19 protein-coding genes are annotated in these 25,980 nt (G+C 34.9%); 5 read left to right on the plus strand and 14 right to left on the minus strand.

What is annotated here, in order from left to right; all coding sequences use genetic code 11:
* Positions 1-128: 128 nt before the first annotated feature.
* The 3 genes from C1Y58_RS11490 to C1Y58_RS11500 form a co-directional block, all read right to left on the minus strand.
* On the minus strand, positions 129-872 hold the full coding sequence (locus C1Y58_RS11490) for an ABC transporter permease (protein WP_105616184.1): 744 nt from the start codon (positions 870-872) through the stop codon (positions 129-131).
* A 2-nt stretch (positions 873-874) separates the two neighbouring features.
* Positions 875-1,615 carry an ABC transporter ATP-binding protein gene (locus C1Y58_RS11495; protein ID WP_105616185.1) on the minus strand — a complete coding sequence of 247 codons (741 nt, stop codon included), beginning with the start codon at positions 1,613-1,615 and terminating at the stop codon, positions 875-877.
* Between the two features lie 131 nt (positions 1,616-1,746).
* Positions 1,747-2,958, minus strand: a complete 1,212-nt coding sequence (locus tag C1Y58_RS11500; protein ID WP_242985383.1) for an iron-containing alcohol dehydrogenase — start codon at positions 2,956-2,958, stop codon at positions 1,747-1,749.
* Positions 2,959-3,336: 378 nt separating this feature from the next.
* Between C1Y58_RS11500 and C1Y58_RS11505 the strand changes: the two genes are divergently transcribed.
* Complete coding sequence (locus tag C1Y58_RS11505; protein WP_105616186.1) at positions 3,337-4,743, plus strand: MATE family efflux transporter; 1,407 nt, start codon at positions 3,337-3,339, stop codon at positions 4,741-4,743.
* Positions 4,744-4,798: 55 nt separating this feature from the next.
* Here C1Y58_RS11505 and C1Y58_RS11510 read toward each other — a convergent pair whose 3' ends face one another.
* Together C1Y58_RS11510 and C1Y58_RS11515 are read right to left on the minus strand one after the other, a co-directional pair.
* A complete protein-coding gene (locus tag C1Y58_RS11510; protein ID WP_105616187.1) occupies positions 4,799-6,574 on the minus strand; it encodes an ABC transporter ATP-binding protein in 1,776 nt (591 codons plus the stop codon).
* A 1-nt stretch (position 6,575) separates the two neighbouring features.
* Positions 6,576-8,324, minus strand: coding sequence for an ABC transporter ATP-binding protein (locus tag C1Y58_RS11515; RefSeq protein WP_105616492.1), 1,749 nt, complete (start codon positions 8,322-8,324; stop codon positions 6,576-6,578).
* Positions 8,325-8,651: 327 nt separating this feature from the next.
* Between C1Y58_RS11515 and C1Y58_RS11520 the strand changes: the two genes are divergently transcribed.
* Positions 8,652-9,500, plus strand: coding sequence for an AraC family transcriptional regulator (locus C1Y58_RS11520; RefSeq protein WP_105616188.1), 849 nt, complete (start codon positions 8,652-8,654; stop codon positions 9,498-9,500).
* Between the two features lie 49 nt (positions 9,501-9,549).
* On the opposite strand, the gene carB is transcribed toward C1Y58_RS11520, so the two are convergent.
* From carB to argC, 6 genes are all read right to left on the minus strand, one after another.
* Entirely contained in the window at positions 9,550-12,738 is a 3,189-nt protein-coding gene (gene carB, locus C1Y58_RS11525; protein ID WP_105616189.1) for a carbamoyl-phosphate synthase large subunit, read from the minus strand.
* Positions 12,722-13,780 (minus strand): glutamine-hydrolyzing carbamoyl-phosphate synthase small subunit, encoded by a 1,059-nt coding sequence (carA, locus tag C1Y58_RS11530; protein ID WP_105616190.1) that lies wholly within the window; start codon positions 13,778-13,780, stop codon positions 12,722-12,724. The genes carB and carA overlap by 17 nt, the downstream gene beginning before the upstream one ends.
* Complete coding sequence (locus tag C1Y58_RS11535) at positions 13,770-14,972, minus strand: acetylornithine transaminase (protein ID WP_105616191.1); 1,203 nt, start codon at positions 14,970-14,972, stop codon at positions 13,770-13,772. The genes carA and C1Y58_RS11535 overlap by 11 nt, the downstream gene beginning before the upstream one ends.
* A complete protein-coding gene (gene argB / locus C1Y58_RS11540) occupies positions 14,953-15,840 on the minus strand; it encodes an acetylglutamate kinase (protein WP_105616192.1) in 888 nt (295 codons plus the stop codon). Before argB ends, C1Y58_RS11535 begins: the two co-directional genes overlap by 20 nt.
* A gap of 11 nt (positions 15,841-15,851) precedes the next feature.
* The gene (gene argJ, locus C1Y58_RS11545; protein WP_105616193.1) at positions 15,852-17,072 is read right to left on the minus strand and encodes a bifunctional glutamate N-acetyltransferase/amino-acid acetyltransferase ArgJ; all 1,221 of its coding nucleotides are present in this window, start codon (positions 17,070-17,072) and stop codon (positions 15,852-15,854) included.
* A 129-nt stretch (positions 17,073-17,201) separates the two neighbouring features.
* Positions 17,202-18,242 (minus strand): N-acetyl-gamma-glutamyl-phosphate reductase, encoded by a 1,041-nt coding sequence (gene argC / locus C1Y58_RS11550; RefSeq protein WP_105616194.1) that lies wholly within the window; start codon positions 18,240-18,242, stop codon positions 17,202-17,204.
* Positions 18,243-18,550: 308 nt separating this feature from the next.
* Here argC and C1Y58_RS11555 point away from each other — a divergent pair, with 308 nt between their 5' ends.
* The 3 genes from C1Y58_RS11555 to C1Y58_RS11565 all read left to right on the plus strand — a co-directional run bounded on the left by C1Y58_RS11555 (position 18,551) and on the right by C1Y58_RS11565 (position 23,238).
* Positions 18,551-19,756, plus strand: coding sequence for an argininosuccinate synthase (locus C1Y58_RS11555; RefSeq protein WP_105616195.1), 1,206 nt, complete (start codon positions 18,551-18,553; stop codon positions 19,754-19,756).
* Positions 19,757-19,774: 18 nt separating this feature from the next.
* Positions 19,775-21,166, plus strand: a complete 1,392-nt coding sequence (gene argH / locus C1Y58_RS11560) for an argininosuccinate lyase (protein WP_105616196.1) — start codon at positions 19,775-19,777, stop codon at positions 21,164-21,166.
* A gap of 116 nt (positions 21,167-21,282) precedes the next feature.
* On the plus strand, positions 21,283-23,238 hold the full coding sequence (locus tag C1Y58_RS11565) for a methyl-accepting chemotaxis protein (RefSeq protein WP_105616197.1): 1,956 nt from the start codon (positions 21,283-21,285) through the stop codon (positions 23,236-23,238).
* 92 nt (positions 23,239-23,330) lie between these two features.
* Here C1Y58_RS11565 and C1Y58_RS11570 read toward each other — a convergent pair whose 3' ends face one another.
* The 3 genes from C1Y58_RS11570 to C1Y58_RS11580 all read right to left on the minus strand — a co-directional run bounded on the left by C1Y58_RS11570 (position 23,331) and on the right by C1Y58_RS11580 (position 25,809).
* A complete protein-coding gene (locus tag C1Y58_RS11570) occupies positions 23,331-24,095 on the minus strand; it encodes an IclR family transcriptional regulator (protein WP_105616198.1) in 765 nt (254 codons plus the stop codon).
* A gap of 173 nt (positions 24,096-24,268) precedes the next feature.
* A complete protein-coding gene (gene cysK / locus C1Y58_RS11575; RefSeq protein ID WP_105616199.1) occupies positions 24,269-25,204 on the minus strand; it encodes a cysteine synthase A in 936 nt (311 codons plus the stop codon).
* Between the two features lie 158 nt (positions 25,205-25,362).
* Positions 25,363-25,809: an RrF2 family transcriptional regulator gene (locus tag C1Y58_RS11580; protein WP_105616200.1), complete on the minus strand. Its 447-nt coding sequence runs from the start codon at positions 25,807-25,809 to the stop codon at positions 25,363-25,365.
* Positions 25,810-25,980 lie beyond the last annotated feature (171 nt).

Genomic DNA, 25,980 nt, shown 5'->3' on the forward strand with positions numbered 1-25,980 from the left:
TGTGACATGACATAATGTGCTTGCAAGAACAAAGTCTAACCACAGTGTAAAAACGATACGGTTATAATCAGTATAAACTTTTACCTTAGGGTCATGTCAATATTTTTTTGAGTAATTATACGAATCATCTATTCCCATTTGAAATATTTTAGAGAAATGACTGTTCCAACTAGAGCTATTAAGACTAATATGACCATCTCTGTTGAAAAGGCTTTAATGGATTGATTAAGGGAGACACCTTTTAATAACTTTATGCCGTGAGTTAATGGAAAAATATGAGCTGCAAGCTGTAAACTCTTTGGCATGATCTCAAATGGAATGGTTGCACCTGATAAAAATAACATAGGAAAATAAAACAAGGTGCATAGAAAGTTAGCGATTTTAATATTGGGAGCAACACTTGCGATTAACATGCCTAGAGCATAAATGGATAATGTAACTAAAAAGTATGCCAATATGAAATGGCTTAATGTACCTGTCATCGTATATCCGAAAATAGTACTGCTAACAAGAAAAACAGATATTCCAGATACAATCGCTGTCAAAAAGTTAACAGCTACTTGAGCTATGAGAAGTTGTGCAGGACTAATTGGAGTTACTTTAAATCTTTTGAGGATTTTGTTATGTCTATAATCCGATAGACTAAGGGGTATCCCCATTAAACCAGTTGCACATATGCCAACGGCTACAAATGCACCAAAAGATTGTTGCATCATGGTATAAGATGCTCCTTCATAAGCTACCTGATCACCGTATATGGCACCCATTAATAATACAATTCCTACGGGAAATATTATCCCAAAAAATATAGCAGAAAATTCTCGGATAGCTAGTTTAAGCTCTATATAAAAGAGTATGCTCAGTGATTTCATCTTTACATAACCTCCATCTCTGTATAGTATAAATAGGCATCTTCTAAGGTTTCTTTCTCACTTTTCAATAGAATATTTTGAGGCGTGTCAAAGGCTACAACAGAACCTTTTTTTAAGATACAAATTCGATCACACAAATACTCTACTTCATCCATATAGTGAGATGTTAGAAAAATTGTGACCCCCTCATCTCGGAGCAACTCAATGTATTTCCACATATCACGACGGGCTTTGGGATCAAGCCCTGTGGTTAATTCATCAAGAAAAACTATTTGTGGTTGATGTAAAAATGCTAGTAATACTGATAACTTTTGTCTTTCACCACCTGATAATTGAGATACTAAACTCTTATGCTTATGATCCAATGAAAAGTCTCTAAGAAGTTTTTTCCAATCTAAAGTCTTCTTGTATAATGATTCTGTTATTTTGCATATCTCATCCACTCTAATTTTGCTTTGATAAGATGATTCTTGAAATTGGACACCCACGTTTTCAAATAATTTTTTACGCTGTTGTCGGGGATTCAGTCCAAGTAACGAGATACACCCTCCATCTACGTTTTTAGTGCCTAAAATGCATTCAATGGTTGTGGATTTACCTGCACCGTTATGACCCAACAAACCGAATATTTCACCTTGATGAACTTGTAAACTCAGGTTATTAACAGCTGTGATATCTTTATACGTCTTGCTTAACCCTTCAACTTTAAGAACAATCTCCGCCTCATTGACATACTCATTCATGCTTACTGCCTCCTTTATCCCTTAATTTGACGATAACATGGTGAGTATAAACCTTTCCCTTAGGTTAAAGTCAATAGGTTCAATAAAAAAACCTGATGGAATTTTTATTATCCATCAGGTTAAAGATTTGGTTATCTTAATAATTTTCTCAGAACTGCTATACAATCCTCTTTACTCATGATCTTTGGAACAGGATATGTAGGATTACCTTCTTTCAAAGCTCTTTCAGCAATTATATCTATATCATCAGCCTTTAAATCTTTGATCTTCGTAGGGATTTGCATTTCTTTATTCATAACCTTCACTTGATCAATGAACTTTGTGGCTAATGCTTGATGAGACTCTCCTTGTTTACCTATACCTCCAACAATTGCTAGCTTAGCTAACTTTTCTTCTATGGTTTCCCCGTAGTATTCCAGTACATAAGGTAAAACAACAGCATTTGCTAAGCCGTGAGGCACACCGTACATACCTCCTAAATTATGGGCTATTGCGTGGACATAACCTACAGATGCTCTTGTAAAAGCTAATCCACCGTGATAAGCTGCCAGAGCCATTTGCTCTCTAGCTTCTATATCTTCACCATTAACATAAGCTCTTTCGAGATAATTGTATATGATTTGAGTAGCTTTTTCTGCATGCTCATCTGTAAATTCAGTTCCATGTATACCGATATAAGCTTCTACTGCATGGGTGAGTGCATCCATTCCTGTAGCAGCTGTAATATGTGATGGGAGACCTAGGGTTAATTCTGGGTCTAATACGGCTACTTTAGGTACCAGCTTCAAATCACCAACGATTAATTTTTCATGAGTGAGAGTATCTGTTGCTAAGGCAGCCACAGTAGTTTCTGATCCTGTTCCTGATGTTGTAGGCACTGCAAATAAAGGCGCAAGAGGGATTTTAACTTTAAAATAACCACTCATATCTCGAATAGTTTTATTAGGGTTTGCTACACGAGCTGCCGCTAATTTGCAACAATCCATTGGTGATCCCCCACCAAAACCAATGAAGCCTTCACAATGATTACTTTCAAACATCTCTTTTGCACACTCAACATTTTCAATAGTTGGATTTGGAAGTACCCCGTCATAGATTATGAAGTCTATTTCTGCCTCTTTCAATCCTTCAATTAGTTCGTCTAAAAGTCCTAAACTCACTAAAACTTTATCTGTCACAATAAGAAGTTTATGAACGCCATATTCTTTAACTAATTCAGGTAAGTTTTTTAGACACCCAGCCCCAGTTAATAATTCTGGAATAGGGAATTCCTGTTTTGCAATGATTCTTTTTGCAATCTTGTGATACCCTCTGTACATTGCCTTTTTCAATGTCCAAGTCATCTAACTCCTCCTTCAGAAAACATTTTATTCACTTTTACGCACCTTTTATATGAGTTAAGAGTTTATGGGATCTAAGTTATTTGATGAAGTGATCATATTGGAAATCTTTTAGACATACTGAGTAGAATTTTTCATGAAAGTTTTAAGATATGCTGTGGTTTGCATCTACTTCTATTTTATAACTTTTTCAATACATGGTCAATAATGAATATCAGTCATTTTGTAACAGTTATATGTTATTATTGACTTATTGAACAAAGTTCAATATAATAGATATGAACTTTGTTCAATATACAAATATAAGCTGTATTTTAAACATGTCTGTACATAATTGCCGCAATACTACTTAAAAATAAGCAAAGATGAAGGAGAATTGTAATGAATGAAGATAAAAATAAGATTCTAGGTGAAGGTAACGTATCAACATCTATTTTAAAATTAGCGATACCAACGATAATAGGTTTATTGATTACGGCAATCTATAATTTTGTTGATACCATCTTTGTGAGTTGGGCTGGTACCGATGCACTCTCTGCTGCTACAGTTGGGTTTCCCATTATCATGTTACTAGGTGGTCTTGGTTCCATATATGGATTAGGTGGAAGTACTTATGTATCCCGTCTACTAGGGCAAGGAGATGTAAAAAGAGCTAGCCGAGCCGTATCCACATCCATCATTACTTCCATAATCACTGCAGTAGGAGTTACCCTATTAGGTTTATTATTGCTCAACCCATTGGTAAGGTTATTTGGAGCTACTAATGACAGTGTATTACTATTATCTCGTCAATATGTCGGTATATTAATCATGGGTAGTGTTTTTACAATGATTAATATTACAATGAATAACTTATTAAGAGCTGAAGGAAGTGCCACTTTTAGCATGGTTGGATTAAGTGTTGGTGCCATTCTTAATATTATTTTAGATCCTCTTTTTATATTTGTTTTTAATCTAGGCGTAGCTGGTGCAGCAATAGCAACTGTATTATCTCAAATTGTTTCAACAGCTATTTTAATTTCCTTTTACATAAGAAAAAAGTCATCTTTAAAATTATCGTTCAAATATTTCTCGCCTGATAAGGTGATGTATGCAGAGATTTATAAAATTGGTATTGTTAGCTTTTTAGTTCAGATGCTTACCAGTGTAGCCATGGGATTATTAAATAATCAAGCAGCTCTTTATGGGAATTCAGAAGCCTTGGCAGCTATGGGTATTGTTTCAAGAGTGTTTATGATGGGCTTCTACATTATGTTTGGATATTCACAAGGCTTTTTACCTATTGCGGGCTACTCTTACGGTGCTAAAAACTATGACCGCCTTTTAGATGCCATTAAAGCTGCTTCCTTGTGGATTACAGGCTTTTGCCTTTTTCTAACTATCATATTTCAGTTCTTTACAGAACCTATTGTCTTATTATTTAAAGCTTCTGAATCTGTAACGAAGATTGCTGTAACCGGCTTACATTACTACGCCATCTTCTTACCTGTTTTAGGCATTTTTATGGTAGCAACTGCTTTGTATCAAGCCCTTGGTCATGCTGGAAAAGCTGCGATAGTTTCTATTTCCAGACAAGGATTATTTCTTATACCCCTTCTGTTTATACTGCCTCAGTATTTGGGTTTAACAGGTGTATTAATAGCTCAGCCTGTAGCAGATGGTTTAAGCATTATGATAGCTTTAGTATTATTTTATTTCAGCATTAAAGAAATCAAGAATGAAAAATTAAATAATATCCATTTAGAAGATGACATTTTAGATGCCGAATCAGCTGTTCATGAACAGTAAAACCTTAATCAAATCCCCCACTCAATCATCAATGATGATGTAGTAGGGGATTATTTTATGCTAAAAATCTATTTTGAGTTGTATAGAGATTGTAGTAATGACCTTTACGCTTAATAAGCTCTTCATGATTGCCTTCCTCTTCAATTCTTCCATGATTGATAACCATGATTTTATCAGCATTACGGATGGTAGATAGTCGATGAGCTATGACAAAAGATGTTCTTCCTTTTAATAATTTTTCCAGTCCCTCCTGAACAGCTTTTTCTGTTTGAGTATCTATACTTGATGTTGCTTCGTCTAAAATCAATATTCTTGGGTCAGCAAGCAAAGCTCGTGCAAAAGAAATCAATTGTCTTTGCCCAACAGAAAGTCGACTTCCTCGTTCATTAACTTGTGTTTCGTATCCCTCTTCCATCTCCATAATGAAATCATGAGCTTTAACAGCTTTTGAAGCGGTTATAACTTCTTCATCACTAGCTTCCAACTTACCGTAACGGATATTATCCATAATAGTTCCAGAAAAAATAAATGAATCCTGAAGCATGATACCCATCTGTTTTCTTAAGGACTGTAATGTAACTTGAGATATATCATGCCCATCAATAACGATAGACCCATCATTTACATTATAAAATCGACTGATTAGATTGATTACTGTGGTTTTACCTGCTCCTGTTGGACCGACTAGGGCAACGGTTTCTCCTTGTTTGATATGGAAACTTACACCATCTAATATCTTTTGCCCCTCTTCATAGCCAAACGTGACATGCTGAAAGGTGACTTCTCCATTTAAACTAGGCATCTCATAGGCATTGTCAGCATCTTTCACATCAGGTTCTTCATCTAATGTTTCAAATATACGTTCTAAATAGGCCATGGCTGATATAAGCTGGTTATAAAAATTGCTAATATTAATGATGGGTCCCCAGAATCGCCCCACATAGCCAATGAAAGCTACTAAGACCCCTGCAGTTATACCTTCACCAATCATCAAAATACCAATACCAATTACAAGACATCTAGCAATCATTGCACTATTATCTACTATAGGCCAAATCAAAAAGGCTATTTTGCGATTATTCATCCAACTATTTTTATAGTTGGTCATCAGTTCTCGGAAGATTCCTAAATTAACTTCTTCTCTAGCAAATGACTGAGTTACCTTCATGCCACTAATACTCTCATGAATATAAGCATTCATATTGGACTGTTTATTACTTAAGGTTTGCCATGATTTTCTCTGAGCATTTTTAAGCCATAATATTAATCCACTCATCACCGGAAGAACCAATAAACAGATTAGGGTTAATTGAACATTCATAGCAAACATAAACCCAATTATGAGTACTAAGCTAAATAAATCAGTGATGACATTGATTAAACCATTGGATAAGAGGTCGCTTAATGCATTCACATAATTAACAACTCTTACAAGTATTTTTCCATGAGGTCGACTATCGTAATATGTAAATGGAAGTTTCTGAAGATGTATAAATTGATCTTTTCGTATTGTTGCTATAATTTCCTGACCCATTCGACTCATAATCTTTATTCTCAAGTGTAAGCAGATGCCACTAACTAGAATAGCGAGAATAAAAAATGCCACCATTATAAAAAGTTGCTTTAAGTTCCCCTTAGGAATGATATCATCAATAGTCACTTTCATTAGTAAAGGCACAAGGATGTTGGATAAACTAGCTATTAACATAATACCTACAGTAATCAGTAGTGTTTTCTTATAGGGAGTTAAGTAGCCTCCTATGCGTTTAAGATGCTGAAAGTTGAATTGAGATTCTAATTTTTCGTCCACATTGAATGTATTTCTCGCCATCTTAGCCAACCTCCTTAACGAGTTCATGATCAAAGTCGCCTAATTGATTAATAAACACATGGTAATAATGTCCCTTATTTTGAATTAACTCTTTATGGGTACCCTTTTCCACTACCTTCCCCCTATCCATGACTAATATTAAATCCGCATCTTTAACAGAAGATATCCTATGAGCTATGATAAAGGTTGTTTTCTTCTTGCTGATTTCCCTTAGGTTCGTGTATATTTTAAATTCTGTCTCCATATCCACCGCTGATGTCGTATCATCTAATATTAGTATTGAGGGATTTCTCAGCAATGCTCGTGCTAAAGCAATTCTTTGTTTTTGTCCACCTGATAAACCAACTCCGCGCTCACCTACTATGGTGTCATAACGCTGCGGAAACTTACTAATAAATTCTTCAACACCAGCCAATCCAGCAGCCCACTGAACATCTTTCATGGATGCTTCTGGATTACCAAAGGCAATATTCCCCTCTATGGTATCTGAAAAAAGGAAAATATCTTGCATAGCTACCGCAATATTACTCCTTAGTTCTTTAACATTAATATCTCTAACGTTCCTTCCATCAATCAACACCATGCCATCATCACAATCATAGAATCGACAAATCAGATTAACTAATGTAGACTTGCCAGACCCTGTGGGTCCTAGTATGGCCACTGTCTGCCCAACATGTGCTGTAAAATTAATATCTTTAAGTATGAGGTCATCATCATACTTAAAGGATACATGATTAAAAGTGACAGTGCCTTTAAGATTTTTTTCAGATTCCTCTTGTTTATTTTGGATCTTTGGAACTGTTTTAATGATGTTTGATAATTTATGATAAGAAGCAATAAATCGTTGCGTATCATTAATTAGCCAGCCACACATTCGTAATGGTCCGTTAATCGCCCATAAATAGCCGTTAATAATAACTAAATCACCGATACTCATTTGTTGATTGATACACATAATGCCACCTGCTAATAGCATGACAACAGTCATCATCACAGCTAATGAATCTAGAATCGGTACATATTTTCCCCACACCGCTGCTGATTCTAGATTTCTATCTCTAAAAGCCCTGTTTTCTCTTTCAAATTTTTCTATTTCATAGCTTTCTTTAGCAAAAGCCTTAACAACTTTATTTCCACTAATATTTTCTTGTACAACAGAGTTTAATTTTGAAAATTGATTTCTTATGGCAATAAAAGTAGGTCTAACACTCCTTGAAAGCTTAACTGCAAAAAAAGCTATAACAGGTGTTAAACATAACATGATCACAGTGATCTTAAAATTAACATGCATCATCATCATGATAGCAAATATGAAACTAAGCAGGTTGAGAAAAATTTGATAAACAACCCAAGCCACAAAATGCCTAATGGCTTCAATATCACTGGTCATTCGTGACATGATATCTCCAGTTTTATTGTTATTAAAAAATTCAAAGTCTAACTTTTGTATTTTCCTATATAAGTCCTCCCTAATATTAAAAACAACTTTTTGTGATATACTTTCAAAATTCATAAGAAACACATACCTTAGAACAGCTACTACTAAAGTTACACCTATCATAACAGTAATAATCACTGGCAATATATCTCTATGGCCATCGTAAATGACGTGGTCAATAACAACACCTATTAAATAGGGGTTGATCATGGTTAGTACAGCTACTATTACTGTTAAGGACAAAGCAAGAAGCAACTGCCATTTATAATGTTTGACAAATGACCATAGGTATCTTAAAGCCTCTTTCATATCAATCACCTCAAGTTTTTCATCTACATCCATATGCAAAAAGCTTAACTCATGGAATAAGATTTATTATGATTTCTATTCTATTATGCTCTTTTAGCTACAAAAGAAAATGGATTTTTCTATTTGATTAATGGACTTTTCTAAACTAAAGTCCGACTTGCGATGCATTCTAAAGCATTATCAAGTTTAATTATGAATATAAGCATTAAAAGGACCCAATGGGATGTCATTACAAATAATAGATATGTTTAGGCGATTTTACATGTTGCAATTATAAATGGTTGCTTATAGAATAGAAAAGAATTTATATGAGGGGGATTATATTATATGTATAGCTTAGGTATTATACCTAATGATTTTAACCCACAAATTATGTTTTCATTTAAATGTAAATTAAATCATTCAAGCAAACTTGCTCAAGTACATCAACATGAATTTTTAACCATCAACTATATCACATCAGGCACATGTGACTATATTATTAATGATAAAAGTTATTTGGCGAAAAAAGGTGATATCATTATCCTTAATCCCTTTACAAGTCATTATAAAGAAATAACTTCAACTGAAGATGTTAGCATATTCCACTTTGGACTCAATGATATTGAAATAAAAGGTGTAGAAAAGAATAGGTTACAGACTAGTTGCCCTGTTCTATCCATAAAAAAGTACAAACAAGAACTTTATAATTGCTACCATGAGATCATGACTGTTCAAGAAAAAAAAGATATAGGGTGGGAATTATTGAATAAAGCTTTAATCTTAAAATTTTTAATTATAATTTTAAAAGAGCTTTCACCTATTAATTCAGAAAAGATCGAACACTATTTTAATTTCGAGACATATGATAAGCATACTGTTGTGGAGACCATTATCACATACATTAATGAGAACTACATGAAAAAAGTCTCTATAGAACAATTTTCTCAGAGTACATATTTAAGTTCAAATTACATATCTAAAATATTCAAAGAAATTACAGGGGATACACTCATTAACTATCTCATTAATCTACGCATAGAAAAAGCTAAGCAGATACTTGAAGAAGGTCATTTTACCATTCAAGAGGTATCACAAAAAGTGGGTTATGAAGATCCCTATTACTTTAGTAAATTATTTAAAAAGAAATACGGTTGTTCACCATCCGAATATAAGGCTCAGAAAGAGGTTATTTAAATAAACTAAGACTATCTCAAACCTATTCAATTTGAGATAGTCCCTTTTCTTACATATATGCCTTAATCTCGTTATAAGTTAAAACCTTTGCCTCTTGTTGGATAGCTGTTAAATAAGCTTCTATTGTATCCAAGCATGTAAAGCAAGGAATGCCGAATGAGTTGGCCGTTTCTCTAAGCTTAAAACCACTTCGTTCAGGCTGTCTACCCGCAGTTGGAAGATTAAATAACATCTGCACTTTGCCCTCCTGGAGCATATGTTGCAAAGCTTCTACTTCATCCTTTTCCACTTTAAGAGCAGGATAACCCTTCTGATTGATGAATTCATAAGTTCCCTCAGTAGCCAAGAGATTAAATCCACTAACGATTAGTTTTTCAATGAGAGGTAGACATTCTTCATATCGGTTTTTTGTCAGTGAAATGAGAACATTACCCTCTTTAATAATGGGGTAACCAGCCCCAATAAATGCCTTTAATAATGCCTTTTCATAGTTGCTATCAACACCGAGAACTTCTCCTGTTGATTTCATCTCAGGAGTAAGAGCAATATCTACCTGCTTTAATTTATGGAAAGAGAAAACTGGTGCTTTAACAGCTATTAATTGAGATGAAGGATAGAGTCCTGTTCCATAACCTAAGGAAGTCAATTTATGTCCTAAGATCGTTGCGATAGCTAATTTCACCATGGGTACCTTCGTTACTTTACTAATAATTGGCACTGTACGAGAAGCTCTTGGATTAACTTCAATAATATAAACTTGATCATTAGCTATAACAAATTGAATATTCATTAATCCCTTTATTTGTAAAGCATTCGCTAGTTTTGATGTATAATCAATAATTTTTGATATAGCCGCTTGATTAATGGTCTGTTGAGGATAGACACACATACTGTCTCCTGAATGAACCCCTGTTCTTTCTATGTGCTCCATAATTCCTGGGATCAAGATATTTTCTCCATCACAGATTGCATCGATTTCAACCTCGATACCTTCTATATACTTATCAACCAAAATAGGATGTTCTGATGAAAGATTTACTGCCTCCTCTACGTATGTTTTTAATTCAATCTCGTTATTAACTACCTGCATAGCTCTACCACCGATGACGAAAGAAGGGCGGACCAAAAGAGGATAGCCTAATTCCTTAGCAACCATGGCAGCCCCCTGATAAGTAATAACTGACATTCCATCTGGTTTTGGTATATTGAGTTCTTCCAACAAACTATCAAATTGTTTACGATCTTCTGCCAAATGAATAGCCTCAACAGATGTACCTAAAACTTGAACACCTTTTTTCATCAGCTTTTCAGCTAAGTTAATTGCTGTTTGTCCTCCAAATTGTAGAATAACACCTTTTGGTACCTCTGCTCTGACAATATTAAGTACATCTTCAAAATACAATGGTTCGAAGTACAACTTATTGGATGTATCAAAATCTGTACTCACTGTTTCCGGATTGTTGTTGATCATAATTGATTCAAATCCCAGTTCTTCAATAGCCCATGCAGCATGTACTGAAGCATAGTCAAATTCTATACCTTGCCCAATACGTATAGGTCCTGAGCCAATGACAATAATCTTTTCATTTAAACTAATGTTATTTTCATCCTCTTCATCATAAGAAGAATAGTAATAAGGGGTTTTGGCTTCGAATTCTGCCGCACATGTGTCAACGATTTTATATACAGGGTAGATGTTGTTAACTCGTCGAAGAGTATCGATCTTTGTCTTAGAAACTCTTGATAATTCTAAAATCTCTTGATCTGTAAAACCCATTTTTTCACAAGCCTTAAGCAGATCCATGTTTAACACTTCATTAGCTAATCGCTTTTCCATTAAAATGATGTTATTGATTTTGTTAATGAACCACATATCAATCATAGTTATGTCAGCTAGATCAATAGGTGTAAAGTCTCTACGTAAACATTCTGCAATGACAAAAATTCGTTGGTCATTGGGTTCATGTAATTTCTTAAATACCTCGTTATCGGACAATTGACTGAGCGATTCATCTCTTAAACCTATACATCCACCTTCTAAGGAAATCAGAGCTTTGAGTAAAGAACTTTCAAAACTCCTATCTATAGCCATCACTTCACCTGTAGCTTGCATTTGAGTTCCTAAACTTCTATCTGCATAATTAAATTTATCAAAGGGTAACTTTGGTATTTTAGTTACAATATAGTCCAAGGTTGGCTCAAAGGCTGCAACTGTTTTACCTGTAACTGGATTAATTATTTCATGCAAATGCAATCCTGCTGCTATCTGAGCGGATATTTTAGCAATAGGATAGCCTGTTGCCTTAGACGCTAAGGCCGAGGATCGACTAACCCTTGGATTGACTTCAATAACAAAGTATTCTGCTGTATCTGGATGTAGAGCGTATTGAACATTGCAACCACCTTCTATATTCAAAGCTTTAATAATTTTAATTGCTGATGTACGAAGCATATGATATTCATTATCGGATAATGTCTGAGACGGAGCAACCACTATACTGTCTCCTGTATGAATACCTACAGGATCCATGTTCTCCATATTACACACAATGATACACGTATCATTGCCATCTCTCATCACTTCATATTCGATCTCTTTCCATCCTGCAATACTCTGTTCCACGAGTATTTGATCAATGGGACTATAAAGCAACCCACGATTAGCAATACTTCGTAAAACTTCTTCGTTTTCAGCAATGCCACCACCTGTTCCTCCAAGTGTAAAAGCAGGTCTTACAACAACAGGGTAACCAATTTGTTTTGCAAAGATCAAGGCATCTTCAACTGTTGATACAATTTCACTTTTTACAACTGGCTCTTTAATAGCCAGCATCAACTCCTTAAAGGATTCACGATCCTCAGCCTTCTTGATGGTGTCGATGGATGTTCCAAGGGGGGTGACTTTATATTCTTCCAGTACTCCAGCTTCCTTCAACTTAATAGCCATATTAAGACCCGTCTGTCCTCCTAATGTAGCTAATAATCCATCTGGCTTTTCACTTTTTATGATCCATGTTAGAGCTTCTACAGTTAAGGGCTGTATGTATACTTTGTCAGCAATATGGTCATCTGTCATGATGGTAGCTGGATTACTGTTGACAAGAATTACTTCTATCCCCAATTCTTTAAGTGCCTTACACGCTTGAGTCCCAGCATAATCAAATTCAGCACCCTGTCCAATAAGAATAGGACCGGATCCTATGACAAGAACTTTGTTAATATCATTTCTTAATGGCATTGATCTGATCCTCCTTTTCTATTTCTTTTATCCAGTTATCCAAAATAATATGCCCTTCTTCCGGACCAGGCCCTTCTTCTGGATGAAATTGAACAGATTTAATATTGAGTGCCTTAACTTCTATTCCTTCAACACTTTGATCGTTAATGTTTCGATAAGTGACCTTCATTCCCTCTGGGAGTTTTTCATCTCGAACACCATAACCATGGTTTTGGGAAGTGATAAAAACTTTATTTGTTTCTAGTTCCATGACTGGATGATTACTCCCTCTATGGCCAAACTTTAACTTATAGGTATCTCCTCCTAAAGCTAGGGCCAATATTTGATGACCTAAGCAAATACCTCTTAAAGGTATCTGCCCAGCTAAATCTTTACAACAGTCTATCCCTATCTCAGCCCACTTTGGATCACCAGGTCCGTTGGATAACAACAATACATCTAATTTATAGCCCAAAATAACCTTTGCTGGTGTATCATGAGGAAACTGAATAATATGACAATTCAAAGCTTTTAAGCGATCAATTATACTTCTTTTGACTCCAAAATCCAGTACACCTACTTTTGTGCCTGAACCTGAGTAATCGATAATTTCTTTGCATGATACCACATCGATAATCTCTTTATCAGCTGCATAAGTATAAAGTTGATCAAGTTCCTCATCTTTATCGTATTCACATTGAATCATGCAGTTCATTGTACCACTTTTTCTTATTTTCCGAGTAAGCATTCTTGTATCCAGATCATAGATTAAAGGGATATCTTGTTTTGCCGTATAATCGCTGATTTCCTCGGTGACTTCTTTCACTATAAAGGCTTTTACTTGAATTCGCTCAGATTCTTCTTCCCCTACTCGAATACCGTAATTACCTATTAAAGGATAAGTCATTAAAACCATCTGGCCTGCATAGGATGGATCTGTCATCACCTCTTGATATCCTGTCATGCCAGTATTGAATACAAGCTCCCCCACTAAATGATCAAAATGTATCTGAGTCTTCCCTTTCATGCTGGTGCCATCTTCTAGTAAAATATTAACTTCCATCAGTAACCTCCTTCAAAGCAACTTCTAAGATTGTTATACCTTCTTCTATCTGAGCTTTTGTTGTCACAAGAGGTGGCACAAAACGTATGACTTTTGGACCTGCATTGACTAATAATAAGCCTTCCTCCATTACCTTGTTTATTATTTCTTTCATGTCTTTCATGTTGCTTACTTCAATCCCCTGAATAAGACCTATCCCTTTAACAGACTTGATTACAGCATATTTTTTCTTTAATTTATTCAAACGATAAGATAAATACTCACCTACCTCCTTAACATGTGGCAATATATTTTCTTTCTCTACTTCTTCAAGAACAGCTTTTACTGCTGACATGGCTAATGGATTTCCTCCAAAGGTAGATGCATGTTCACCTGGACTAAAACCTCTACTTGCTTTCTCATTTCCTATGAGCGCTCCTACTGGAAAACCGCCACCAAGACCTTTTGCACAAGTGACAATATCCGGTTTGATACCAAAATTTTGAAAAGCAAACCAATTGCCTGTTCGACCAATCCCAGTTTGAACCTCATCAAAGATCAGTAAGATATTTTTATCATCACATAACTTTCTCACTTGTTCTAAAAAGTCTTGGTCCACCATGTTAATGCCACCTTCACCTTGAATGAGCTCTAAAAATATAGCACAGGTGTCATCATCAATTGCTTGCTCAAGACTGGAATAGTCATTAAAGGGAACATGCTGAATTTGATCCAGAAGTGGTTGAAATCCAGCGTGATATTTTTTTTGTCCAGTTAAGGTCAACGCTCCGTATGTTCTACCATGAAAAGAATTTTCCATGGCTATCACCTTTGCCGCCTGAGTTGATTTATACTTTTTTCCATACTGTCTTGCCAGCTTAAGTGCTCCTTCCACTGCTTCTGCACCACTGTTACAGAAAAATACTTTATCTAAGCCTGATAGTTCGATTAACTTTTCTGCTACTTCAATATTGGGTTGACTGTAGTATAAATTTGAGCAATGACATATCTTATGTAGTTGGTTCGTCACACTCTTAATAAAACTCTCATTACCATAACCCAGACTGTTGACTGCTATCCCACTCACGAAATCCAAATACCTTTTTCCTTCTATGTCTTTAACATAGACGCCCTCGCCGGAATGAAGTACAACAGGAAAAGAGTTATAAGTATTCATCAAGGCTTCTTCACCTCTAGATAACCATTTTTTCATCCTGCTCGCCTCCTTCAACCATTGTTCCTATACCATCATTGGTAAACATCTCTAGAAGCAGGCTATGCTCCACACGACCATCCAGTATATGCACTTTTTTCACACCATCTATTACTGCTTGATAACAACATTGCAGCTTAGGAATCATCCCACCTTCTACTTGTTTCTCTTTAATAAGTAGTTGAATCTCCCTCAAGGATAAAGTACTCATTAAGCTTGAAAGATCGTTTTTATCACCTAACACACCTGGTACATCTGTCAGGAAAACCAATTTTTCTGCATTCACTGCTCCTGCAATAGAGGATGCAGCTTGATCAGCATTCACATTAAATGTTTCACCTTCTTTATTAATACCAATAGGAGAGATGACAGGTATAAAACCATCTTCAAGTAATGTCATGATTAACTTTGGATTGACATCTGTTACCTCACCAACTAAACCAACATCGATATCTCCAATACTTTTTTTACAGCATTTAAGAATTCCACCATCTTTGCCACTGATACCTACTGCATTGACGCCATGTACATGAAGATGTCTAACAATGTTCTTACCTACTTTACCTGATAGAACCATCTCAGCTATTTCCATTGTTTCTTCATCTGTTACACGATAACCTTGTATAAAATCCGTCTTCTTACCTAAACGTTCTAAAGTTGTGCTAATCTCTTTACCTCCACCATGTACAATGACAGGTTTCATACCAATATAGCGCATCAAAACGATATCTTCTAAAACTGCTGATTTAAGATGGTCATCAATCATGGCACTTCCGCCATATTTTATGACGACTATCTTATCATTAAAAGCTTTAAAATATGGTAACGCTTCAATCAATACCTTTGCTTTTGAAATATACTTTTCCATTCTATCACTCCCTATGTTCTGTATTCACCATTAATTCGGACATATTCATAACTCAAATCACAGCCCCATGCTGTTGCATGTGCTATTCCATCGTAGACATTCACCAGCACTTCTACTTCATCTTCTTTCAAAATTGTTAAAGCTTTATCCTCACTGAAACTTACTGGTATTCCATTCTTAAACACTTCTATTAATCCACTTTTCGATAAAAAGCGTATATCAACTTGATTAGGATTAAATTGTGCTCCTGAATAACCCATTGCACATAATATCCGTCCCCAATTAGCATCCTCTCCAAAGAAGGCTGTTTTGACAAGATTTGAGCCTACAATGGCTTTTGCAAGAAGTTTAGCGTCTCTCTTGGTGGCTGTTCCATTGACTGTTGCTTTGATTAGCTTACCTGCTCCCTCACCATCTCTTACAATTTCTCTGGCTAAGTAAATATTTAATTCGAGAAAGGCTCCTTTAAAAATCTTATAGTCTTTTGTTCCTTTTATGATAGGACTTCCATTACTCGAACCGTTAGCTAATGCGATTACCATATCATTGGTACTTGTGTCCCCATCAACAGAAATCATGTTATAGGTATCCTCAGTTGTTTCAGTTAACATCTCTTGCAGTAGTAATGGGTCCACGTTGGCATCTGTCGTTATAAAGGATAGCATGGTAGCCATGTTTGGATGAATCATCCCTGACCCCTTTGCCATTCCACCTATACGCACTACTTGGTTCTCTAATTGAACTTGTATGGCCCCCTGTTTGATAAATGTATCTGTCGTAATAATGCCTTCTGCTGCATCTTGACCTGCTTTGTCATCACTACAAACAGTAGGAGCAACCTTCTGAATGCCTTTTATTACTTTGTCTATGGGTAATGGCACACCTATTACCCCTGTTGATGCAATAAGAACTTCATCAGCTTTTACTTCAAATGAAGTCGCCATTTGCTCTGCCATTTGCTCGGTATGCTGGTGCCCTATCTCACCTGTACATGCATTGGCATTCCCGCTGTTTATGACCAAAGCTTTTACACCTTTACCTAGTTGATGAACCTTTTGATTCCATAGTACTGGAGCAGCCTTAACTTTATTCGTTGTGAATACTGCTGCCATATTGGCCTTCTCAGTAGAAACTACCATGGATAAATCTTTTTTCTTCTTTTTAAGCCCTACATGGCTGCCAGCTGCCATAAAACCAGTAGGGTATGTGATGCCTTTATTTTTTTGTATCATATAGCTACCATCCTCTCTATTTATTAAAACTTCTTTGTAAAGATAGTTCCGTGGGATCAAGCATGTAAGGAGATCAATTACATCAGCTGGAAAGACGTCCATGTCTTAGACTGCTGAGTAAATAAATTCTTATATTGTTAGCGGTATCTGATTTAAGCCCATCTGTTCTTCTAAGCCAAATAGTAGATTCATGTTTTGTACTGCTTGACCTGCAGCACCTTTCATCATGTTATCAATTACTCCGAACAACATAAGATGTCCTGTACGTTGATCCAGTTTAAATCCTATATCACAATAATTAGTTCCTTTTATCCATTTTGTTTCTGGCATTTGCTTATCTCCACGAAACCGTATAAAGGGTTCTTCATTGTAATAATGGTCATAAACTTGCTCAATCATTTTACTTGTAACACCCTGATTTGCCACTGTGTATGCAGAGCATAGAATTCCGCGATTCATAGGAACAAGATGGGGTGTAAAATTGACTTGTATGTTCTTATCCGTCATATCCTTTATGCAAGCTTCGATTTCTGGTGTGTGACGATGTTCTGCAACTTTATAAGCTTTGATATTTTCATTACATTCTGGGTAGTGGGTACCTAAAGCTAGACCTTTTCCTGCACCTGAAACTCCCGACTTACCATCAATAAACAGATGCTTTGGATCTATTAAGTTTTCTTTTAAAAGTGGGAGAAGAATCAATAGACTGCAAGTTGTATAACAACCTGGATTAGCTATTAAACGAGCTTCTTTAATACTTTCCCTATTCCATTCTGTTAAGCCATAAACAGCCTCTTTTAAACTTTTTGATTCATGATGCTTTATTTTGTACCACTTTTCGTAGAGATCCATATTTTTTAATCGAAAATCCCCACTTAAATCGATTACTTTTACTTGATTAAGTAGTTCTTTATTAACAAACTCCATGGCTTTCCCATTTGGCATAGCCATAAAAATGACATCTGAGCGATTAGCTAATTCTTCTAAATCAACACTTTCTAAAGTTTTTTCAAATATATTCTTATATCCGCCATAAAGGGTATCATATTTCATTTCTGCGTATGTATTAGAATTAATGGCTTCAATATGAACATTTGGGTGGTTAATAAGTAAGCGTAATATTTCTCCTCCTGCATAACCTGTCGCTCCGATAATTGACGCTTTTATCAATTTTAGCACCTCCTATAGTACTTAACCCTCATTTTAATATCTATTGATCATCCACCCTGTCTTAAAGATGAAAACAGCAGTAAATAATTTAAATTGTTTATAATTATACATAATTATGAATATTATTTCAATTGGTAATGTATAATTATTTATTTTAATTTATATTTATATTTTTATGCAATTTGCTATAAATGTGTTAAAATATTTAATTTCAACGATATTTCGAATTTAGTTATTGAATTTTAATTGATTATCTGTTATTATATTTATTAATAAAAATGAATATTTATACATAGAGGTGAAAGAATATGAATGATAAAATTATTTTAGCTTATTCAGGTGGATTGGATACCACAGTCATTATTCCATGGTTAAAGGAAAACTATAACTATGATGTTATTGCAGTATGTGTTAATGTAGGGCAAGATAAAGAACTTGTTGGTATGGAAGAACGAGCCTTAGCATCAGGAGCCAGCAAGCTCTATATTGAAGATGTAACAGAAGATTTCATCGTCAACTATATTTACCCAACTCTCAAAGCAAGTGCTAAATATGAAAATAAATATTTACTAGGTACCTCCATGGCACGTCCTATCATTACTAAGAAATTAGTAGAGATTGCTAAAAAAGAAGGCGCTGTAGCCATCTGCCATGGTGCAACAGGAAAAGGAAACGATCAAGTACGTTTTGAGTTAACCATCAAAGCATTGGCGCCAGAGTTAAAGATTATTGCCCCTTGGCGAATATGGGATATGGAATCTCGTCAAGATGAGATTGATTATTGCAAGGCTAGAGGTATTGATGTGCCTATGAAAGAAGATGACAGCTATAGCCGTGACTTAAACATCTGGCACATTAGCCACGAAGGTTTAGATCTAGAAAATCCAGAAAATGAACCTAACTATAATACATTGCTTCACCTATCCAACACACCCGAAAACGCCCCAGACAAACCTACTTATATTACTTTAGATTTTGAAGAAGGTATTCCTACAAAATTAAACGGCGAAATCCTTTCTCCAATTGATATGCTAAAAAAATTAAATACTATTGGTGGCATTAACGGTATAGGGATTATCGATTTATTAGAAAATAGAATTGTAGGTATGAAATCAAGAGGTATTTATGAAACGCCAGGAGGTAGTATTCTTTACGCAGCTCATCAAGAGTTGGAGCATATGTGCTTGGATAAGCAGACTTTCGCAATGAAACAGCAATTATCTAATAAATTTGCTGAATTAATTTATAACGGTGAATGGTTCACCCCATTACGTGAAGCTATCTCTGCATTTGTTGATGAAACTCAAAAAACTGTAACAGGTACAGTTGCCCTAAAGCTTTATAAAGGGAACATTGTATCTGCTGGAAGTTCTTCACCCTATTCTCTTTACAATGAAGATATCGCTAGTTTTGATACAGGTGATTTATACGATCATAAAGATGCCGAAGGCTTTATCAATCTCTTTGGCTTACCTTTAAAAGTCCGTGCATTAATGGAGCAAAACATTGTATAATTGGAAAGGTTGTTAATTATGAAAATGTGGAAAGGTCGTTTTACTAAAGACACAGACAAAGAAGTGAACGCTTTTAATGCTTCAATATCATTTGATCAAAGACTATATTCTCAGGATATTAAAGGTAGTATTGCCCATGCAAAAATGCTTGGTAAGCAAAATATTATTCCTCCTTCGGAAGCTGAGATGATCACAAAAACATTGGAAGATATTCATGAAGATATCGAGAAGGGTAAGATTGAATTCGATATAGAAGCAGAAGATATTCATATGAACATCGAAAAACTATTAATTCAACGTATAGGTACTGTGGGCAAAAAAGTTCACACTGGTCGAAGCCGAAATGATCAGGTGGCTCTTGATCTAAGACTCTATATAACAGACGAGATACAAGAACTTTTTGCCTTAGTAACAGATTTACTAGGGATTATCATAAAAATATCTGAAGAGCATATGGGTACTTACTTGCCATGCTATACCCATCTTCAAAAAGCACAGCCTACGACATTAGCTCATCATCTCATGGCTTATTTTGAAATGTTTAAGAGGGATTATGAGCGTTTAGAAGATAATTTAAAACGAACCAAAATCATGCCCCTTGGTTCAGGTGCGTTAGCTTCTACTACTTACCCTCTTGACCGTCAATTTGTAGCTGACTCATTAGATTTTCAAGCCCTGACCTTAAACAGTATGGATGCTGTCAGTGATAGAGATTTTGCACTTGAAACTTTATTTAGCTGTTCAGTTATGATGATGCATATGAGTCGTCTATGTGAAGAACTCATTATTTGGAATACAGACGAATTTCAGTATATCCAATTAGATGATGCCTTCTCTACTGGCAGTAGTATCATGCCACAGAAAAAAAACCCAGATATTCCTGAGCTCATAAGAGGAAAAACTGGCAGAGTTTACGGTGACTTAATGGCTCTTTTAACAACAATGAAAGCCCTTCCCCTAGCTTATAACAAAGACATGCAGGAAGATAAAGAAGCTCTATTTGATGCTCTGGACACAACAAAAGCCTGCATATCAGTGTTAACAAAGCTATTAGAAACATCAAGTTTTAAAAAAGACAATATGCTAAAAGGTCTAAAAAGCGGCTTTTGTAATGCTACTGATGCAGCTGATTACTTAGTAAAGAAAGGTGTTAGTTTTAGAGATGCCCATGAGATCATTGGGAAAACAGTTTTGTATTGTATGGAAAATGAAAAAAATATCGAAGATCTAACTGTAGATGAACTTACTCAGTTATCCTCCTACTTTGAAGACGATCTCTATAATTATATAACAATCGATGCCTGTATAAATGGCCGAAATATAATTGGTGGTCCTGCCATCAATACTATGAAGACAGTTATTAACAATCATAAAAAATGGTTATATAACTCTGATGTAAATTCTATGTAACGTCTATGTAAATTAAAGGAATTCCCTCAAAAATAATGCTATAATTGCTGTGTAATTCGTTCTAAGAGTTACCATTGGTTGAGTACTTAACAAAAGATTACGGGGGAATTCTGTCTATGAAAAAAAGTCTACTTCTACAACTTAATGTCTTTATAGTTGCTATCATAATCATAAGTTTAGGCCTATGTACATCCTTTTCAATCTTTTATTATTCAAGGATTATTAAAGAAAAGACTTATGCATCACTGGATGATAAAAAGGAGTATATATCTGCTGAAATTAACCACTTTATTGATAAATATATTGTCAGTCTTGAGAACCTAGCCTACAGTCATTCAGTAGTATCAATACTTAAGGAAAAGAACCTAATGCTCAATCAAATCGGCCCTTTACCTGAGTGTGAGGACTTACAGCTATATATGAGTGAATTACAAGCCAATCATAGTGACATAAAAAAAGTGTCATTCATATTAACTGAGACAAATTGTGAAATTAATAAGGACTCTTTAACAATCACAAATTTTAATCATGATCAACTTACCAACTTTAACGACAAAGAAGTCATTATGTTATCACCTTACTTAGATTTCAACACCACCGGTTTAGTCATGACCATAGGAATCCCTATCGAGGATAAAAAGGGAGAAATTAAAGGTATCATAGCATATGATTTGGCATTAGATTTCCTTGATTCATATATCCAAGAAGTTATTAATGATGACATAACCATACTTATCATTGATAAAAAGGGAGATCTTATCTATGGTCCTGACGCCTCTTTTATCGGAAAAAAGGCAGAAAAGTTTTACGAATTATGGGATCATAAACCATCACTCTACAAAACAGAAATCTTCCTTGATGAGTTAGGTTGGACCATTGAACTCTATAATAATTTAACAAGCATGTATGATCAAATTTTATGGAGTATTATCATTTTGCTTTGTTTGTTTATTGCAATTGTGGTATTAGCATTATTATGTTCACGATTAACGCTCAAGAATACTCTAAGTGATATACCCCATATTCTCGAGATACTCAATAAGGTTTCACAGGGTCAACTCGACCTACAGATCTCCATCAAGTCACAGAATGAAATTGGAAAGATTGCACATAAAACCAACGATATGATTAATAATTTAAAGGCATTGATTGAAATGTCAACTGGGGTGTCAGAGCAGATCATCAGTATTTCAAGACAAGTTAATGAACAGTCCAAATCCAGCTTAGATTCTGCTTACACTATAGAAAATCAACTCAATGAAATCGTTGCAGGTGGTCAAGTGCAAGAAGAAGATGCAATAAAATGTTTTGATGCCATGAATGTCATTGGTAATGAAATTGATTCATTACATAGTAAGTTTGAAACAGATAGAGAACTCTATAGTTCTGTACAAGATTTTAATATTGAAAATAGAAAAATACTCCATGTTTTTCAAGAGGATCATAAGCTTAACCAATGTTACTTTAATAAGATGGAATCCCTAGTTGATCAATTAGGTCATCGTATGAAAACCATTGAAGATATACTAAATGTTATACGCCACATTGCTAATGAAACCAATTTAGTTGCATTAAATACAACGATTGAAGCAGCTCGTTTCGGTGATAGTGGTCATGGATTTAAAGTTGTAGCTCAAGAAATACAAAAGTTATCTACTCAGTGTACAAAAGCTGCAGAGAATATTAGCGGTATTGTGTCAGAAATAATGATATTAAGTAATAATACCGAAACAACAATGGAACATCTTAGAAAAACATCTGCTCAACAAGAAAAGAATGTACAAGAAATTGATTCAACTTTTCAAGAAATTGATCAGATTATTAATAATCTAACAGTCAATTATGAGCAATCTAATCAGATCATTCGAGGGGTTACCCTTCAGAAAAACGATGTCTCTAAATTAATGAAGCATATAATGGAATTATCAAAGAATCATGCAGGTACAGCCATCGAAGTTCAAGCCATAATGAAGCAATATAATGACTTAGCTAAAATAACACATAAAAGTATCCTAACATTAGAAGATGAAACCTACACCCTTGACAACCACATGCACACTTTTAAAATATAATCGACCATAAAAAATCACCAAAGCTTCCTCCCAGCTTTGGTGATTTTTTATCTCAGGGTACAAACCTGAAATCGAGATTGAACATTCTTTTACTACATTGGGTTATATCCAAGTCGCTCAGATATTTCTTGACAACTTTTCTTCAACTTTTGACTATAAGTAATAATCTTTTCATTAGTCATACGCTCTTTAGGTCCTGATATGCTAATTGCTGCAATACTTATACCTCTATAGTCTTTAATAGATACGGCAACACACTTTACACCTAATTCATTCTCTTCATTATCTAAAGCATAACCAGATAACTTAATCTGTTCAATAGTTTGATGCATCTCTGCTAATTCAATAATTGTATGTTCTGTGAGACGTTTTATTTCGCTGTTCTCCCAAATCATCTTAATTTCGTCTTCTTCTAGTGTAGACATAATAGCTTTACCTACTCCAGTACAATACATTGGACTGCGGTTACCAATTTTTGAATGCATACGAATCGTCTGATTCCCCTCAACCTTATCAACATAAATGATATCAGTCCCATCTCGCAGTACTAGATGAACCACTTCTCCGCTGAATTGAGCTAATTGATTAAGATAAGGCTTACTGGTTTCAATGACATCTGTATTTTCTACTTTTCTTGAACCTAATTGAAAGAGTTTAAGTGTAACGAGGTAGCGATTATTTAGCTCGTTTTGTTCAACATAACCTTTATAAATTAATGTACCTAAAAGACGATGAACTGTACTCTTATGAAGCTCTAATTTTTCACTAATTTCTTTGATAGCGAGACCATCCACATGACAGGATAATAACTCTAATATTTCGAGAGCTCGGTCCACAGACTGTACAACTTCAGCCATAAGATATACTCCTCTCTATGACAAGACATGATCACTATCCCATAATTCCTTTGCCTAGAGATAATCTTAGCATATCTTAACTTGTTTGTCTAATTTTAAAAGAAAAAGCCCTTACTAGATTTATTAGCAAGGGCGTATCATTATTATCGTTCCTAATACAATTATATAAGAACTTATTTATCTCCATAGAGAGTTGTAGACAAATACCTTTCCCCTGTATCTGGGAATAAAGCAACAATTGTTTTACCAGCATTCTCTTCTTTTTTAGCCAATTGAGCTGCAGCAAAAACAGCAGCTCCTGCTGAGATACCTACTAATAAACCTTCAGTTTCAGCTAGTTTTTTTGAAGACTCAAAGGCTTCTTCATTTTTTACTTTAATGATTTCATCAATAACGTCAGTATTCAAGATTTGTGGTATAAAGCCAGCGCCAATACCTTGAATTTTATGTGGTCCAGGCTTATCCCCAGATAATACTGGTGATCCAAAGGGTTCAACTGCTACAATCTTTATGTTTGGATTCTTAGCTTTTAATACTTCACCAACACCTGTAATAGTACCACCTGTACCAACCCCAGCTACAAAGATATCCACTTGACCATCTGTATCTCTCCAAATTTCTTCAGCAGTTGTTTTTCTGTGCACTTCTGGATTAGCAGGGTTATTAAACTGTTGTGGTAAGAATGAATTAGGTGTGTTATCAGCTAATTCCTGGGCTTTATCAATTGCACCCTTCATCCCCTGAGCTCCAGGCGTTAAAACTAATTCCGCACCTAAAGCTTTAAGTAAGTTTCTTCTTTCAATACTCATAGTATCTGGCATTGTTAATATGAGTTTATATCCTTTAGACGCAGCAACAAAAGCTAATCCAATACCTGTATTACCACTTGTTGGTTCGATAATAACTGTATCTTTGTTGATTTTTCCGTTTTCTTCTGCATCTTTAACCATTGCATTTGCAATACGATCCTTAACACTTCCTGCTGGATTAAAATACTCCAGCTTAGCTATAACATTTGTCTTTAATTCCTGATCTTTAGTATAGTTGCCTAACTCAAGTAATGGTGTATTCCCAATTAAGTCTGTTAAATTCTTAGCTATTTTACTCATACATAAAAACCTCCATTCAATATCTTAGTTATCCTATTGGTTTACTTGGTTATAGTTTATGCTAAAAGCGGCTGTCTTGTCAATACTTTTTGCAAAGTTATTTGAATATTTTTTTCAATTATAAATTAAATCATCCAATTAGTATTGATCATGCCGCTCTAGATATAATACATATTGGCATCATCAATATGCATTTGTCTATATTCATCAACTAAGTCTTGTAATGTGATACCACTTACTATTTCATTAATACTCGTATTTATTTCTTTCCAAACTGTTTCACTAATACACTCTTCAATAGTATTCCGATTATCAGGCTCCTTATTCGAATTGGTGACTATAGATAAATCACCTTCAAGAGCTTTTAATATATTCCCAACTGTTATTTGATTAAGTTTATCAGCAATGATATAGCCACCTTGAGGTCCTTTAATACTTTTAACGAAACCTGCTTTTCGAAGTACTGCAAAAACTTGTTCTAAATAACTCGTTGAAATGTTCTGTCTTTCGGCTATACTATATAAAGGTATACAGTCTCCATTAGAGTGAAGTGCTAAATCTACAATTGCAATGAGTCCATATGTTCCCTTTGTTGAAATCTTCATATTTCACCTCGTATTTGAAATAGGAAAGTACTTTGTTTTACACCCAACCTATTCCAGTTTTAATGTGGCGTTAGCCACATTAGTTCTATTATCTAATTCATTATAGTATCAGAAAATTTCTTTTGTCAAGGAACCCTATAAAGTTCTTAAAATATCTAGTGACAAAAAAAG

The organism is Vallitalea okinawensis, assembly GCF_002964605.1.
GTDB lineage: Bacteria > Bacillota > Clostridia > Lachnospirales > PQDH01 > Vallitalea_A > Vallitalea_A okinawensis.

Excerpts from the sequence above, each read along its gene's own strand:
- C1Y58_RS11490 (WP_105616184.1), bottom strand. The coding sequence starts at position 872 with ATGAAATCACTGAGCATACTCTTTTATATAGAGCTTAAACTAGCTATC.
- C1Y58_RS11495 (WP_105616185.1), bottom strand. The coding sequence starts at position 1,615 with ATGAATGAGTATGTCAATGAGGCGGAGATTGTTCTTAAAGTTGAAGGG.
- C1Y58_RS11500 (WP_242985383.1), bottom strand. The coding sequence starts at position 2,958 with ATGACTTGGACATTGAAAAAGGCAATGTACAGAGGGTATCACAAGATT.
- C1Y58_RS11505 (WP_105616186.1), top strand. The coding sequence starts at position 3,337 with ATGAATGAAGATAAAAATAAGATTCTAGGTGAAGGTAACGTATCAACA.
- C1Y58_RS11510 (WP_105616187.1), bottom strand. The coding sequence starts at position 6,574 with ATGGCGAGAAATACATTCAATGTGGACGAAAAATTAGAATCTCAATTC.
- C1Y58_RS11515 (WP_105616492.1), bottom strand. The coding sequence starts at position 8,324 with ATGAAAGAGGCTTTAAGATACCTATGGTCATTTGTCAAACATTATAAA.
- C1Y58_RS11520 (WP_105616188.1), top strand. The coding sequence starts at position 8,652 with ATGTATAGCTTAGGTATTATACCTAATGATTTTAACCCACAAATTATG.
- carB (WP_105616189.1), bottom strand. The coding sequence starts at position 12,738 with ATGCCATTAAGAAATGATATTAACAAAGTTCTTGTCATAGGATCCGGT.
- carA (WP_105616190.1), bottom strand. The coding sequence starts at position 13,780 with ATGGAAGTTAATATTTTACTAGAAGATGGCACCAGCATGAAAGGGAAG.
- C1Y58_RS11535 (WP_105616191.1), bottom strand. The coding sequence starts at position 14,972 with ATGAAAAAATGGTTATCTAGAGGTGAAGAAGCCTTGATGAATACTTAT.
- argB (WP_105616192.1), bottom strand. The coding sequence starts at position 15,840 with ATGGAAAAGTATATTTCAAAAGCAAAGGTATTGATTGAAGCGTTACCA.
- argJ (WP_105616193.1), bottom strand. The coding sequence starts at position 17,072 with ATGATACAAAAAAATAAAGGCATCACATACCCTACTGGTTTTATGGCA.
- C1Y58_RS11555 (WP_105616195.1), top strand. The coding sequence starts at position 18,551 with ATGAATGATAAAATTATTTTAGCTTATTCAGGTGGATTGGATACCACA.
- argH (WP_105616196.1), top strand. The coding sequence starts at position 19,775 with ATGAAAATGTGGAAAGGTCGTTTTACTAAAGACACAGACAAAGAAGTG.
- C1Y58_RS11565 (WP_105616197.1), top strand. The coding sequence starts at position 21,283 with ATGAAAAAAAGTCTACTTCTACAACTTAATGTCTTTATAGTTGCTATC.
- C1Y58_RS11570 (WP_105616198.1), bottom strand. The coding sequence starts at position 24,095 with ATGGCTGAAGTTGTACAGTCTGTGGACCGAGCTCTCGAAATATTAGAG.
- cysK (WP_105616199.1), bottom strand. The coding sequence starts at position 25,204 with ATGAGTAAAATAGCTAAGAATTTAACAGACTTAATTGGGAATACACCA.
- C1Y58_RS11580 (WP_105616200.1), bottom strand. The coding sequence starts at position 25,809 with ATGAAGATTTCAACAAAGGGAACATATGGACTCATTGCAATTGTAGAT.